We start from the raw sequence: 14,607 nt of genomic DNA on the forward strand, positions 1-14,607 counted from the left end.
CAAGCTCTCCAGGACATATTCAAACATCGAGCCACGCACGAAATTCCTTCAACAATCAGCATGCCGCCATTTTCTTGGCATGGTGAATATGAGACCATGGCAAAAAATTGCAGCCTTCGCGAAACAACATTAGAAATGGGAATGAAAACTCTCTCAGATTTTTACTCTCGGGTTTTAAGGGTTTCTTCAGATTGATGGAGAGCTGCAATATCATTTGAAAAGCATTTGCTGAGTTGAAGGACATGAAAGCAGGTGACGACTCCGCTATATTCAGCGCTCGAAGGATTGGCTGGGTATTGTTTTCCGAAAGCACTTGCCAAGGCTTACCATCAGCCCTATTAGGGTTCTAAGAAGTTCAAAAACTATCGACTCAGGGTTTTGAACATGTGCCGGTAAAGGGCTCCAGAGATGGACCCACTACGATTTGCAATGGCATTCGGTTATGAATATAACCTCCTATTAAAGTTGATAAAATGATGGGATAGACTCCTTCAAGTGACTCTATTATCACAAGTTGGAGAATTCTAATCATGGACGATGATCAATTCGCAAGGCTCTGGAATAGTATTTCCGCTATCGTCCGAAAGATTGCATCCCGGTATGACAAAGAGTGGATAGTAAGAAAACGCAAGGTTGATTCTTTTCTTCTCATTCTAATTCTTCTTCGCATATCATTTTCTAGGCAAGGCTATAGCTCGAGCATTTCTTCACTTTGGCCTGCAGTGCAGTTCGCTATTCCCAGACTCCGCTCTTCAAAGCCAATATCAGCTTCATCCTTTTCTGAAGCGCGATCCAAATTAAACCCCAAAGTCTTTCGAGATATCCATTGTGAAATTATTGAAGCATACATGCAGGGCCGCGGCGAAAGCAATAAGTGGCTTGGACACCGCATATTTGCGATTGATGCCAGTAAAATCAATCTCCCAGTAGAACTCAAAGAGAATGGGTACATGCCGTCGAATAAGTCGTGCCATTATCCACAAGGATTATTAAGTTGCTTGTTTGATCTCGCATCAAAGATCCCATACGATTTCCAGCTTGAGCCACTCATGAGTGAGCGCATATGTGTTCCTCTGCATCTCGATTATCTAAAGGCAGGAGACGTGGTCGTCTATGACCGAGGTTATTTCAGTTACGACTTGGCAAAAGAGCACATAGCGCGAGGCATTCATGCTGTTTTTAGAATAAAAAGTAAAGGGAACATGGGTCGACTCCAGAAGCTTATTGAGCGTCGCACGATGGACAATGAAATTGACATAAAGCCGGATAGCTCACGATACACGAGACGTGTAAAGGCCAGACTGAGATTAAGGCAGTTGGATCGCATTCGTCTCCGTCTTGTAAAATACAGAATCAAAGGAAATCTATATTATTTGGTGACAACTTTGCTGGACAAGGACGCCTATTCGCCAGATCGGCTGATGGATCTGTACGCAAAACGATGGGACATAGAGGATCTTTTCAAAACTTTGAAGCGGGTTACGGAAATAGAGACTTTCCATGGACGATGTGAGTCGTCAGTAAAACAAGAGATATTCGCGCAAATGCTTTTGATAACTTTGGGTAGAATATTTTCGAATGAAATTGAATCAAACTTGCCTTTAGCCGAAAAAAGCTTCCGAAAAAAGCGCTATATTAAAAAAAAGAACGAACCACGTGCGAACCGTTTCGCGTCAATTTCAAGAATTGCTTGATAAGCATCCGTGACCAATTGCCAATTCTTTTCGCCGCAGGAAAGAAGCGCCTAATTGAATGTTTTTCAGCCTTGTTCATTCGAGTCGGTCGATATAGGCAGCGTTTTAGACCCAACAGAAGTTACGAAAGAAAGTCCAGGAGGCCAATTGGAAAGTGGGTCAAGATCCGAATGACATAGATTCAGGCACGAAGTCTAAACCGAACGCCATTGCCATGATTCGTGGAGAGCCGCAAAAGTGCGCTGGTGATGGGATGCGGAACTGACGGAATGTTTCGGGGATTCGGGCTATGATGTAAAATGGCGCACCCGGAAGGATTCGAACCTCCGACCCCCAGATTCGTAGTCTGGTATTCTATCCAACTGAACTACGGGTGCAATCGAGCAGAGGCCATCTTATAGATGATCTCTCCAAAGGTTACAAGTTAAAAATCACAGGTTCTTGGCTTCTCTTCAAAAAATCTCGATTAGTTCAGCTAACTGCATGTCGCGAGTTAGTTTACGGGGGGGTATGCCACTTTTGTGATCTTCGTCCGGAATTTTTATCCAAAAATGGATTAACGACCCGAATAGAATTTTCGTCCGAGTGAAATTTTATGCGGATTTTTGGAGGGTGGCATTACAAGTGATCCTATCGGCGAAATCAGCACGAAAATGAAATTTTCATGGACCTATTGTCAAGGCATGAGTCAAACGAAGTGAAGATTAAATCGAGTTGTAAGCCAGAATCAATGCGATCAACATCACCATCGACATGAGAAAGAGAAAAACCAATTTAAATTGCGCCTTGCTTTCATGTCATAAAGTATCCTTGCTGCCCAAGAACCTTCTCTCGTGCATATAAAGTAATTTCAGCTTGCGTTTCAGCCTATCCAAAACGGCACTAGTATTTCTGCGTTGTGAATCGAGAGTCCATCAAAGAACTTGGGCTTTAGAATGGGTGGTTCATCACCTTCCCTATAAAAAGGCAATAACATTTGCCCCTGAGAATATCCCCGGCCCATCGAGCACGGGAAGAGATAGCATTTAGTATTAACCGGATCGGAGTCTCTAGCATGAAGTCTTATTCCAAGAGCGGGTGGCTCTTTATATTCATTGTACGTCTCTACGTCTCAATCCTGTGAATTAGCGGCTAGGATATACAACTGAATATTTGGCTGGCTTGTTTTTCAATTCTACGCAATTTCAGCACAAGGCGAAAAACTCCGGTAAATTGCGTTACAATTTTCTTTGACGGCACCCCATGCGTCAGTCTCGGCTCCCTGGTAGGATCTGAGAATTACACGGCCGAGAGGGTCAACGGCAAATCAGTCTCACTCCTTCCGCAGCCAGTGAAGAACCAGTGTCCTCAATCAAGCCATCCATGTCACGCGCAAGCGGCTTCTTGTGTAAGTAATGTGCCATTTATTCCTAGCACACTTGAGACGAAGTTCTGAAAGAATTAATATATGTAAAAAAGAATGACGTAATCCCTACCTACAAAACAACCAGATGGAGTGAGTCAGGAAACATAAATGACTCATGAATTACATGTCATGATGGCACTATAAATCCCCTAGCAATTCGTTCAAGACCTCGATAATCTGCTTAGTATTGGAAACTCGCAATTTCTTGCAATATCCTTACTGGCGCTATCGATCGTGCTAGCTAAAAGAGATGCCCTAATGCTCCAATTTGACTATATCAAAGCAATGCAAAATCGGCGCTATAAATGGCTTGTAACGGGGGTCGCTGGTTTTATTGGATCGCATATCCTCGAAACCCTCCTCAAACTGGACCAAACAGTTATAGGTCTGGACAACTTTTCAACTGGCCTTGTCGAAAATCTTAAAGAAGTGGAAAGGTCGGTCGGTTCATTTTGGTCAAACTTTAAGATTATCGAGGGCGATATCCGTTCCTTTTCGGACTGTAAAACAGCCTTGGAAGGTGTCAATTTTCTGCTACATCAGGCTGCTATCAGCTCTGTACCCTTCTCGATAAACCACCCCATACTCACCCATCAGGTCAATGTTTCTGGTTTTCTCAACCTTATGCAAGCGAGTATGGAACAGGGTGTGAATCGCATTGTCTATGCTTCTTCCAGCTCTGTGTATGGAGAAAGCGGAAATCTACCTCTATCGGAGGCGGAGATGCCGCGACCCATTTCCCCTTATGCAGCCAGTAAAGCCGCGTCAGAACTCTATGCGGAAGCGTTTTACAAGACGTATGGACTGGAACTGATCGGTCTTCGCTATTTCAACGTATTCGGTCGTAGACAAAACCCTGCTGGACCCTATGCCGCCGTGATTCCTAAATGGATAGAAGATATGTCTCGCGGTGAATCGGTTTTTATCTATGGTGACGGTACGCAGACTAGGGATTTCTTGCATGTGTCAAACGTTGTTCACGCTAATTTGATGGCCGCTTTTGTTGACAAATCCTGCGCTGGTCAAGTTTTTAACATTGGTCTTGGTAAAGAGCTTAAATTGAGCGACCTTTTTCAAATGATTCGGCAAAGTGTTAAATCAAATGGCGGCCAGCGCTCGCTTCTTTCAGAGCCAATTTATCTTGAAAGACGCAAAGGAGATATTGAAAAGTCGGCAGCAGACATTACGAAAGCCAGCAAAATGTTGGGCTATCAGCCCGTGCTCGACCTCAAAGAGGGTCTGAATGAGACAACTAAATGGTTTAGTTCAATCCAGGACGAATCAAACCTCCGACGGGTTGATAATATAGAGCGTTAAATCGTAACAATTGAAATCTGAATACCGGGTAATGAGAAAATGATCCCACTGCATGAACCCTATTTTGACGACGCCGATGAGGCACTAGTTCTGGAGGCCCTAAGGTCGACCTGGGTATCGACGGGAGGTCCCTTTGTTGATCGATTTGAAAAGGAGATAGCTGCTTTTACTGGGGCACGTTTCGCGGTATCGACGACCAACGGAACAACTGCTATCCAGTTGATGCTCTATACCTTGAAAAGGTTAAAAGAATTGCAGCGCTTTGATCGATTCGAAGTGCTTGTGCCTACTCTGACTTTTATCGCTACGGCTAACGCTGTTGTTCATGCTGGTGGCGATCCAATTTTTTTGGATGCATCACCCCATTCCTTTAATATTCATCCTGGCGAAGTCGAAAGGTTTCTGAAAGAGAACTACCGTTTTGACGACAAACGCCAGCTATGGATTTCTAGGATATCTGGGTTTCCTCTACTCGCTTATCTACCTGTCCATGTGATGGGGTGGGCGCCTTGGCAGGATGAGTTGAAGGCATTTTCATTGAACAATAAACTCGCCGTCGTTGAAGATGCAGCAGAAGCATTGGGAACCTTTAGCCTTACTGGGAATCACGCGGGACGCTCAGGTATTGCCTCAGCTCTCAGTTTCAACGGTAACAAGATACTAACGACTGGTGGCGGCGGGATGATCTTGACTGATGACCATGAATTCGCCAAGTTGGCAAAGCATCTCAGCACCACTGCGAAAACAGATGGATTGAATTACGTCCATGATGAAGTAGGATTTAACTTCCGACTTGTCAATGTACTAGCCGCGATGGGGTGTTCACAACTTTCACGAATGAGTGAAAACCTCAAGAAGAAACAACGTATTTATGAATCTTACCAGGAATGTTTAAAGGGGGTAGAAAGCCGCGTTCTTGTCTATTCGGAAAGTGGTTGTAAGCAAAACAACTGGCTTGTGAATATTGTATTTGACGATAAGAATGACAAAGCGAATTGTTTAAAGTCGCTTTTGGCGTCCAAAATGGGAGCCAGACCTTTGTGGACACCCTTGCATCTTCAACCTGCTTTCAGGGCTCCCGGCATTGAAATTAGGTCCTTTCCACATGCTGAATCAATATGGGAACGAACTATCTCTCTACCTTCAAGTCCAAACTTGAGTCTTGAGGTGATTGCCGATGTTAGTGCTGCCGTTGTTAAAGGTCTCAGTTAGCGGAGGAGATATGAGTTCAGATTTCGCATATCGGTATTTTTCCAAGTGGCGTGATACTGTTATTTCACCGACAGCGACCATAAAGGACGCGCTATCAGCTATTTCGCGCTCAGGTGCTTTTATCTCATGCATTTTGGGTGATAAGGGAGAGCTTGTTGCAATTGTGACAGATAGCGATGTGCGGCGTGCTTTGCTCATGGGCGGCAGCCTCGAAGACAATGTGATGGAATGGTCACAGAAGGATCCGATCTCGGCATTTGTCGAGTCGGATTCCGGCGATCTGATAGAGATTGCGCGAGAGTATGGTATCAGAGAAATCCCTCTGCTGGATCACAGCGGACGGTTGGCAGATATATTCGTCCTGGCGTTACATGAAAAGCGAGAAACTCCGCTCGAAGAGAACAAGTGGGATTCCAACCAAAAGGTTAGGCTTCCAAATCATATGCTTATCCTTGCCGGTGGTCTCGGGACGCGTTTGAAGTCGGTTGTAAATGATCGACCCAAACCCTTGGCTATGGTAGGCGATAAGCCTGTCATTGAGACGCTTATAACGCATGCCGTTAGGTCAGGAATTCGGAATTTTTTTGTAGCCGTTAACTACATGTCTCAGCTGATAGAAGAACACTTAGCTAGTGCGCAGTATCAAGGGATTAACATACAAATTCTAAGAGAATCTAAAAGGCTTGGAACAGCAGGTGCAATTGGGCTTATCCCCGATACATTGAAAGAACCGCTAGTTGTGGGTAATGCAGATGTATTGACTACTGTTCCCTTGAACCGTCTAGTACACCATCATCTGGATGAAGCTGCAGATATTACCTGTGCAATAAGACCTTATGAAGTTATGGTTCCCTACGGTGTTGTCGATATCTCTGAAAAGGCCGTTCGACAAATCGTGGAAAAACCTCGTTACACGCATTTTGTGAATGCCGGTATTTATGTGCTAAATCCATCCATCTGTAAAATGGTTAAAGACAATGAGTATCTTGATATGCCGGATCTCATCCACAAATCAATTCGCAATGGTTCTAAGGTGGTTCCTTTTTTGATGCATGAGTATTGGATGGATATCGGGCAGCCAGATGATTTTCATAAGGCCAACCAAGAGTACCAAACCTATTTTGGAGATGATTCAATATGAAACAACGCGATTTAGGCCGCGTTTATGTCACTGGTTCCGACGGATTCATTGGTAGTCATTTGGTTGAAACACTGGTGGGACTTGGAGTCCAGGTTACAGCATTATGCCAGTACAATTCCAATGGAAGCTATGGCTGGTTGAACCACTATGCGGCTGAGTGTCCATCGAATCTGAAGCTGATATTGGGTGATATTCGAGACCAATTCTTCATGGATGCAACAATTCAGGAGCATAACACAGTATTTCATCTGGCGGCTTTAATTGCCATACCTTTTTCGTACGTGGCTCCCAAGAGCTACATTGATACAAATATTTCGGGCACCACAAACGTCGCACTGGCTTGTCTCAAGCATAAAGTAGAAAGACTGATCCATACTTCGACTAGCGAAGTATATGGAACTGCTCTATTCGTCCCGATTACGGAAGCGCATCCCTTGCAAGGACAGTCGCCTTATTCCGCTAGCAAGATTGGCGCCGATATGATGATAGATTCGTTCTTCCGCTCATTTGAACTGCCGGCGGTCACTCTGAGGCCATTTAACACGTATGGCCCCCGACAAAGTTTGAGAGCTGTGATTCCTACAATCATTGCGCAGGCTGTAGCCGGCGAAACAGAAATTCGATTAGGAAGTCTTGATCCCACTCGAGATTTCAATTTTGTCAGTGATACAGTCAATGCATTTTTGGCCGTAGCCCTGGCTCAGGACGAATCTATTTTGGGTCAGGTTTATAACGCTGGTTCCGGTCGTGAAGTCAGTATTCGCGACGTGACTCTTCTGATCGGTCGTTTACTCGGGCGTGAATTTACTTTCAACCAGGAGAGCATTCGCTTTCGACCAAAAGAAAGTGAGGTCGAGCGCCTTCTGGCTGATGCCTCAAAGCTCCGGCAAGTGACTTCCTGGTCGCCCAAAGTCACCCTTGAGGAAGGCATAGTAAAAGTTGCTGACTGGATGAAGAAAAGCGAGTGGCTGAATCAGTCCACCTTCTATCATAGATAGAATAATGGGAAAGAAATCAAAGAAAATTTGTGTTGTGACAGGGTCAAGGGCCGAATATGGCCTCCTTTTCTGGCTCTTGAAAGAGTTGAAAGCTGATACCGCTTTCGAATTGCAGATCATTGCCACTGGAATGCATCTGTCGCCTGAATTTGGTCTGACATATAGGGCCATCGAAGCCGATGGCTTTGGCATTCATGAAAAGATAGAGATGTTGCTGTCGGGAGACAGCAACACGAGTGTCGCCAAGTCAGCCGGTCTCGGGATGATTGGATTTGTCGATAGTTTCAATCGCCTTCAGCCTGACCTGATAGTTGTGCTGGGAGATCGATTTGAGATTTTTGCGTCGTGTTCGGCTGCCATGTTGCTTAAGATTCCTGTAGCGCACGTTCATGGAGGTGAGATCACTGAAGGAGCTATTGACGAATCGATCCGCCATGCAATTACTAAAATGAGCCATTTTCATTTCACTTCTTCTGAGGTTTATAGGAAGCGCGTTATACAAATGGGAGAGGATCCTGAGCGTGTTTTCAACGTCGGGGCGCCTGGAGTGGAGAATTTGGTCCGGTTTGATTTTCTGTCCAAAGAGGCCTTCCTTGCAGAGCTTGGCCTGCCGCAGGCACCTTCACTTCTCGTAACATTCCATCCTGAAACACTTTCCACTCTTAGCGTTGAAGATCAATTGGCAGAACTTTTTGCAGCTTTGGACGAGTTGGAAGAATATAGTCTCATCATAACGAAATCCAATGCTGATGAGTGCGGACGGCGGATCAACGCCATGTTGGATAAATTTTGCGAACAGCGTTCCCATCGAACCTATTTGTCTGCATCCTTGGGCCACAGACGTTACCTTAACGCTATCAAGGTCGTCGATGCCGTTGTGGGAAATTCATCGAGTGGAATTATTGAAGCCCCTTTTGCCGGAACGCCAACAATTAACATAGGCGATCGGCAGAAAGGACGATTGCGAACCCCATCGATTTACGATGTGCCGTATCAGAGAGAAGCGATCGTTGCGATGGTCAAGAAAGCTGTCAGGCAGAACTGGCGCTCAACCGATTTAAATGAAAGAGCGCCGTACGGCCTTGGTGATTTTAGTAAAAAAACATTAAGCATTCTTAGAAATATTGAATTTCAGCGATCGATGCCTAAGCCATTTTTTGATGTTGCTTTTGAGAATTTGCCTGCGAAGGATATGTGAATGCGCAATCAAAAATCGACGATTATCGCGGAAGCTGGGGTGAACCACAACGGTAGTATTGAGCTGGCGGAAAAGTTGGTGGAAGTCGCCGTCGCAAGTGGGGCAGATATCGTAAAATTCCAGACTTTTAAAGCAGACAATATTGTTACCAAGCAGGCTCACAAGGCTCAATATCAAAAAAAGGCGACTGGTAGCGAGGAAACTCAATATGAGATGCTTAAGAAGCTGGAATTGAACCGTGAAGACCACTTTTATCTAGCTAGTCTGTGCAAAGCTTCAAATATTGAGTTTCTTTCGACAGCGTTCGATGCAGACAGCGTTTCATTCCTAGTTAACGAAATTGGGATAAAGCGTATCAAAGTCCCTTCGGGAGAGATAACTAACGCTCCTCTACTTTTGCATATGGCTCGGTTCGGTCTACCGATAATCATATCAACAGGAATGGCAACTCTTGGAGAAATTGAACAGGCATTAGGTGTCCTTGCATTTGGTCTGCTGAATTCGTCTACGTCACGACCTTCCCCAGGCGATTTGCTGGAAGCCTACGTATCGGACGAAGGATTTGAAGTACTGCAAAAGAACGTTACGATTATGCAATGTACTTCAGAGTATCCAGCAGCGCCTTCTGTGGCTCGCCTCAGTTTAATGCCGCAAATGGGTCAAATATTTGGCCTTAACTATGGATATTCCGATCATACAGAAGGCTTGGCTGTGTCGATGGCTGCGCGAGCCTTGGGTGCGATTGTCATCGAAAAGCATTTCACTCTGGATAAGGAAATGAAAGGACCAGATCATCGCGCGTCCCTAAACCCTGGCGAATTGAAGGATTTGGTTTGCGGTATTCGCGATGTAGAAGCAGCTCTGTCTGGTAACCGCAAAGTGCCATCCCAAGCCGAGATGATGAATAGACACGCGGCGCGGCGTAGTATTGTCGCCGCGCAGGATATTTCAGTTGGTGAATGTTTTACTCCTGAAAATTTAACTTTAAAGCGTCCTGGCACGGGAGTTAGCCCTTATCGCTATTGGCAGCTTTTGGATAAAATGAGTCGCTCCTCCATTGCCCAGGACGAAGTTCTTGGTGAAGCAGAAGATTTTCTATGAGACTTTTTGTTATTGGACATGGGGGGCACGCGAAAGTGGTGGCTGAAGCAGCTCGGCTGCTCGGTTATAGTGTTACCTTCATCATCCACGAGACGCAAAAATTACCAACCGATGGTGACGTCATTGAGGAGACCTTCCTTCACAAACATCCGCAGATTTTGATGGAGGCTGATGCCGGTATCATTCTGGGTGTGGGGTCAGTTGGGTATCCGGAAATTCGTCGCAAAGTAATCGAGAAATTCCATGTTTTCAGGAGTCGATTCGTTTCGGTTGTTCATCCGCGCGCTTATATTGCTCCATCAGCCTTGCTGAATCCTGGAGTGTTCGTTGCCATGGGTGCTTTGGTGGGTACTTCCGCGAGGATCGAGCCGCATGCCATCGTAAACAGTGGTTCTATCGTAGACCACGACTGTCATATCCATCAAGGCGTCCATATAGCGCCAGGATCGACTTTATCAGGAAACGTATCTATTGGCGAGTGGACTCATATTGGTATTGGCGCGAAAGTTATCCAGGGTATTCAAATTGCAGCCTCTGTTGTGGTTGGTGCAGGGGCAGTCGTCACCAGACCTATTGATGTGGAGTCATCCACGTGGTGGGGTGTACCAGCCAAACTACAAAAGCGTTTATGATTCACGAACTTTGGAAGGCCTATGAATATTGATCTAAGCAACAAGGTCATAGTATACACTGGTGCAGCTGGACTTATTGGTTCAGCAGCTTGTCGAAAAATGTACGATGCAGGGGCCTCTCTAGCATTAATTGATACAAATGGTGAGAGCTTAGAGAATCTTTCCTATTCACTGGACAGATCCTCATCTCCATCGCGCTTACAGCTTCTCAGCGATTGTGATCTGCTATCCGAGCAGGATGTAGATAAGGCTATCCAAACTATTGTTGATCGCTTTGGTCATATTGATTGCTTAATCAATTGCCATTATCCCCGAACAACGGATTGGGGTGCAATATTCGAAGATATTGACATCAATTCTTTTCGTAAAAACATTGATGCACATCTCAATAGCTATTTTCTCATGTGTCAAAGATTTTCGAAGCACATGATGAAACAGGGTTATGGGAACATAATCAATTTCAGTTCGATTTATGGAATGACTGGCCCCGATTTTTCTGTCTATGAGGGCTCCGAAATGACCATGCCTGCAGGCTATGCAGCTATAAAAGGAGGCATTTCGAATTTGACTAGGTATTTATCGTCCTATTTGGGCCCACATGGAATTCGAGTGAATGCTATTTGCCCCGGTGGTGTCCGGAATGGTCAGGCTCCTACCTTTGTCGAACGGTATAGCAATAAGGTCCCGATGAGAAGAATGGCAGAGGTTGATGATGTGGTAGGTCCATTGCTTTTTCTCGTTTCTGATCTGTCTTCATATGTTAGCGGAGTCAATCTCCCAGTTGATGGCGGATGGCTTGCAATATAAATGTTAACGAAGGACTTGTCATGCATGGAATAGTTTTCGGGCTCGGATCAATGGGGAAACGTCGTATCCGCTGTCTCAGTGAATTGGGATTTACCGATATCATTGGATTGGATCCTCGTGAGGATCGTCGTGCAGAGGTTGAGAAAAATTACAGAGTGAAAACTGTAAGTTCTTTGTCCGAATTGGATCTCTCCGGATTTCAATATGCGATAATCTCAACACCTCCTCATATGCATGAAGAATATATGAAGATTTGTGTAGAAGCCGGTATTCACTTTTTTGTTGAGGCGAGTGTGATAGACGGTTCGCTTGGCCAGATTGGTGAAGCAGCCGATAGAAAAGGATTGGTCGCGGCTCCTTCTGCAACATTGCTTTTCCATCCCGCGATTCAGAAGATTATTGAGACGGTTTCAAGTGGCAAGCTAGGACGCATTACTAATTATATCTACCACAGCGGCCAATACCTACCTGACTGGCACCCGTATGAACATGTCCAAGACTATTACGTCTCACGTCGTGAAACAGGTGGGGCCAGAGAGATTGTTCCTTTCGAGCTATCATGGCTTGTAAAATGCTTTGGCTGGCCGAAAGCTGTCTCGGCTGAAGTTCTGAAAACTAGTTCTATCCCAGGTGCTGAGGACATCGATGATACCTTCACATTCCTGATCCTGCACGATGGAATTATCGGAACTATGGTTGTGGATGTCATTTCCCGTTTTGCAACACGGCAAATGACCATTGTTGGAACTGAGGCGCAACTGACATGGGACTGGAACGACAGTGCGATCAAAGTGTATTATGGTCGAGAACAAAGGTGGGAAGTCTTGGACTATCCTCGTTATCAAGCAGCAAGCGGCTACAATCAGAATATCTCCGAACGCATGTATGTTGAGGAAGTCAACGAGTTTCTTCAATCCTGCCTGAAAGCAGCTAAGTTCCGCAACACGCTGCGGGAAGATCAAAAGGTATTGTCCATCTTAAGGGGTATCGAAGAGTCGGCCTATAGAGGAGCAAGGGTATCCTTATGACCGTAATTTGCGCAATTCCCGTTCGTCTTGGGTCAAAACGTCTTAGGCGTAAGCATCTCATCGAAGCCCATGGTAAGACTTTTCTGGAGTGGCTTGTTCTGCGTCTGGTAACCCAGCAGAAAGTACTTGGTGCAAACTGTCGATATGTTATTGCCTCAACAATTGAAGAAGAAAATGCAATCCTAAAAGATATAGCTACGGATCTTAAGATTGATGTTTTTTTCGGGGATTCGAATAATATTCCTCGGCGGTTATCCCAAGCTATCGATCATTTCGATGCCAGTGGTGTAATCTGTGTCGATGGAGACGATATCGCTTGTTCTCCACATGCAGTTTCCGTCGTGGAAGCTGGTCTACAGAAAGGTGAGAACTATCTAAAGACCTGTGGACTACCGCTTGGAATGAATGTCGCGGGGTTTTCTCGAATTTTTCTAAACTCCCAGCTTCAGAACTACGGCTTGAAGGTTTTGGAAACAGGATGGAGTCGAATTTTCGACGATAGCATAGTGCAGACGGTGGATCTGGTTCATACCGTACCTGCAGCACCTGTAGACTTGCGGTTCACTCTTGACTATGAAGAGGATGCCCGCTTCTTCAAAGCAATTATCAATGAATTAGGCGTCGGGTTCCTTACCGCGAATGACGCCGAAATAGTTCGCTGTGTAATCGAGAAGAGACTTTACGAACTTGTCGATGGTACGGACTCTAAATACTGGGAAAATTTCTTGAATCAACTGGATCAGGAAGACTCAAGTGCAGAGGGAAGTCATGCAAGAAAATAACAGCATTCTGAACCAAGAGGCTCACCGATATATTCCAGGTGGAGCCCATACTTACTCACGGGGTGACGATCAGTTCCCCGAAAATGCTCCAAAGGTCCTCCACCGCGGGAGCGGTGCCTATGTTTGGGATGTAGATAACAGGAGATTCCTTGATTATGGCATGGCTTTACGAAGCATCACAATTGGTTACGACTATGATAGAGTTTCGGAAGCAGCCATTCAGGAGATTCGTAAGGGAAACAACCTCACTCGCGCAACAGAAACAGAAGTCCTAGCTGCAAAGGAATTCTGCGAGACGATTCCTGGCTGCGATATGGTTAAATTTGCTAAAAATGGATCCAATGCTGTATCCGCCGCTGTGAAACTCGCCCGAGCGTATACAGGAAAAAACTATATATTGCGTTGCGGGCAGCACCCTTTTTTCTCCTTTGATGACTGGTTTATCGGTGACACTGAAGTCAGTCGTGGAGTTCCAGAGAGTAGTAGAAATTTTACTCTTCGATTCAACTTCAACGATATCTCTTCTGTCAAAGCTGCTTTCGCGCAATATGGTAACCAAATCGCGTGTGTTATCCTGGAGCCGGCGACAAGTGTTGAGCCAATGCAGGGTTTTCTTAGTGAACTCATCGCAGTAGCTCACCAGAACAAAAGCTTGGTAATTCTTGACGAAATGATTACGGGATTTCGTTGGTCACTGAAGGGTGCTTCGGACTACTACGGCGTAATGCCAGATTTGAAAACTTTTGGTAAAGGCATGGCCAATGGCTTTTCAGTAGCAGCTGTTGCTGGGCGTCGAGACATTATGGAAATTGGCGGCATTCATCACGACCAGGAGAGGGTTTTCCTTGTTTCGACTACTCACGGTGCCGAAATGTGTGGTCTGGGAGCGTTTAGAGAAACCTTGCGAGTGTACAAAGAATTGGACGTGACAAGCCATCTTTGGAACCAGGGTGAACGCCTGAAAAGAGGCCTTAATGGAGTTGCTAGGGATTTGGGAATTAGCGAGCAATTTTCTGTAGAAGGTCCGGCGTGTAGTCCGGCCTACTTGGTAAAGGATGCGGATGGCGCAGTTTCAATGTCGCTTCGCACTCTTTTTATGCAGGAGATGGTTAAGAATGGTGTGCTTATGCCTTGGATTGCTCTGAGCCTTTCGCACGGAGAAGAGGAAATCGACATGACAATCGCAGCAGCTGAGAAATCCCTGAGAGTTGTTAAAAACGCTTTGGAGAGCGGCACAGATCAGTTCCTCATTGGCAAAGCAGTCAAACCCGTATTTAGAAAGTACAACTGAG

The 14,607-nt window shown here is 45.4% G+C and carries 12 protein-coding genes, 1 tRNA gene and 1 pseudogene; 13 read left to right on the forward strand and 1 reads right to left on the reverse strand.

The window, feature by feature from the left end; all coding sequences use genetic code 11:
• Positions 1 to 195 (forward strand): annotated as a pseudogene (locus tag OLTU_RS32210) (hypothetical protein); the annotation flags it as partial.
• Between the two features lie 335 nt (positions 196 to 530).
• Positions 531 to 1,694, forward strand: coding sequence for an IS4 family transposase (locus OLTU_RS00555; RefSeq protein WP_141730814.1), 1,164 nt, complete (start codon positions 531 to 533; stop codon positions 1,692 to 1,694).
• A gap of 300 nt (positions 1,695 to 1,994) precedes the next feature.
• On the opposite strand, the gene OLTU_RS00560 is transcribed toward OLTU_RS00555, so the two are convergent.
• Positions 1,995 to 2,071, reverse strand: a tRNA-Arg gene (locus OLTU_RS00560).
• A gap of 1,262 nt (positions 2,072 to 3,333) precedes the next feature.
• On the opposite strand from OLTU_RS00560, the gene OLTU_RS00565 reads away from it, so the two are divergent.
• Genes OLTU_RS00565 through OLTU_RS00615 form a run of 11 tightly spaced genes read left to right on the forward strand, consistent with a single transcriptional unit; the run spans position 3,334 to position 14,606 of the window.
• A complete protein-coding gene (locus tag OLTU_RS00565; protein WP_218109761.1) occupies positions 3,334 to 4,416 on the forward strand; it encodes an SDR family oxidoreductase in 1,083 nt (360 codons plus the stop codon).
• Positions 4,417 to 4,455: 39 nt separating this feature from the next.
• Positions 4,456 to 5,628, forward strand: coding sequence for a DegT/DnrJ/EryC1/StrS family aminotransferase (locus OLTU_RS00570; RefSeq protein ID WP_141730816.1), 1,173 nt, complete (start codon positions 4,456 to 4,458; stop codon positions 5,626 to 5,628).
• A complete protein-coding gene (locus OLTU_RS00575) occupies positions 5,594 to 6,769 on the forward strand; it encodes a nucleotidyltransferase family protein (protein ID WP_141730817.1) in 1,176 nt (391 codons plus the stop codon). Before OLTU_RS00570 ends, OLTU_RS00575 begins: the two co-directional genes overlap by 35 nt.
• The gene (locus tag OLTU_RS00580; RefSeq protein ID WP_141730818.1) at positions 6,766 to 7,767 is read left to right on the forward strand and encodes an SDR family NAD(P)-dependent oxidoreductase; all 1,002 of its coding nucleotides are present in this window, start codon (positions 6,766 to 6,768) and stop codon (positions 7,765 to 7,767) included. Before OLTU_RS00575 ends, OLTU_RS00580 begins: the two co-directional genes overlap by 4 nt.
• Before the next feature lie 4 nt (positions 7,768 to 7,771).
• On the forward strand, positions 7,772 to 8,965 hold the full coding sequence (neuC, locus tag OLTU_RS00585; RefSeq protein WP_141730819.1) for a UDP-N-acetylglucosamine 2-epimerase: 1,194 nt from the start codon (positions 7,772 to 7,774) through the stop codon (positions 8,963 to 8,965).
• Positions 8,966 to 10,066 (forward strand): N-acetylneuraminate synthase, encoded by a 1,101-nt coding sequence (gene neuB, locus OLTU_RS00590; RefSeq protein ID WP_141730820.1) that lies wholly within the window; start codon positions 8,966 to 8,968, stop codon positions 10,064 to 10,066.
• Positions 10,063 to 10,698 carry a NeuD/PglB/VioB family sugar acetyltransferase gene (locus OLTU_RS00595; protein WP_141730821.1) on the forward strand — a complete coding sequence of 212 codons (636 nt, stop codon included), beginning with the start codon at positions 10,063 to 10,065 and terminating at the stop codon, positions 10,696 to 10,698. The genes neuB and OLTU_RS00595 overlap by 4 nt, the downstream gene beginning before the upstream one ends.
• A 21-nt stretch (positions 10,699 to 10,719) precedes the next feature.
• Entirely contained in the window at positions 10,720 to 11,505 is a 786-nt protein-coding gene (locus OLTU_RS00600; RefSeq protein ID WP_141730822.1) for an SDR family oxidoreductase, read from the forward strand.
• Positions 11,506 to 11,525: 20 nt separating this feature from the next.
• Positions 11,526 to 12,533, forward strand: coding sequence for a Gfo/Idh/MocA family protein (locus OLTU_RS00605; RefSeq protein ID WP_176736216.1), 1,008 nt, complete (start codon positions 11,526 to 11,528; stop codon positions 12,531 to 12,533).
• Complete coding sequence (locus OLTU_RS00610) at positions 12,530 to 13,315, forward strand: cytidylyltransferase domain-containing protein (protein ID WP_141730824.1); 786 nt, start codon at positions 12,530 to 12,532, stop codon at positions 13,313 to 13,315. The genes OLTU_RS00605 and OLTU_RS00610 overlap by 4 nt, the downstream gene beginning before the upstream one ends.
• Positions 13,302 to 14,606, forward strand: coding sequence for a glutamate-1-semialdehyde 2,1-aminomutase (locus OLTU_RS00615; RefSeq protein ID WP_141730825.1), 1,305 nt, complete (start codon positions 13,302 to 13,304; stop codon positions 14,604 to 14,606). Before OLTU_RS00610 ends, OLTU_RS00615 begins: the two co-directional genes overlap by 14 nt.
• Position 14,607: the final 1 nt, after the last annotated feature.

The sequence above is a fragment of the Oligoflexus tunisiensis genome (assembly GCF_001748245.1).
Lineage (GTDB): Bacteria > Bdellovibrionota_B > Oligoflexia > Oligoflexales > Oligoflexaceae > Oligoflexus > Oligoflexus tunisiensis.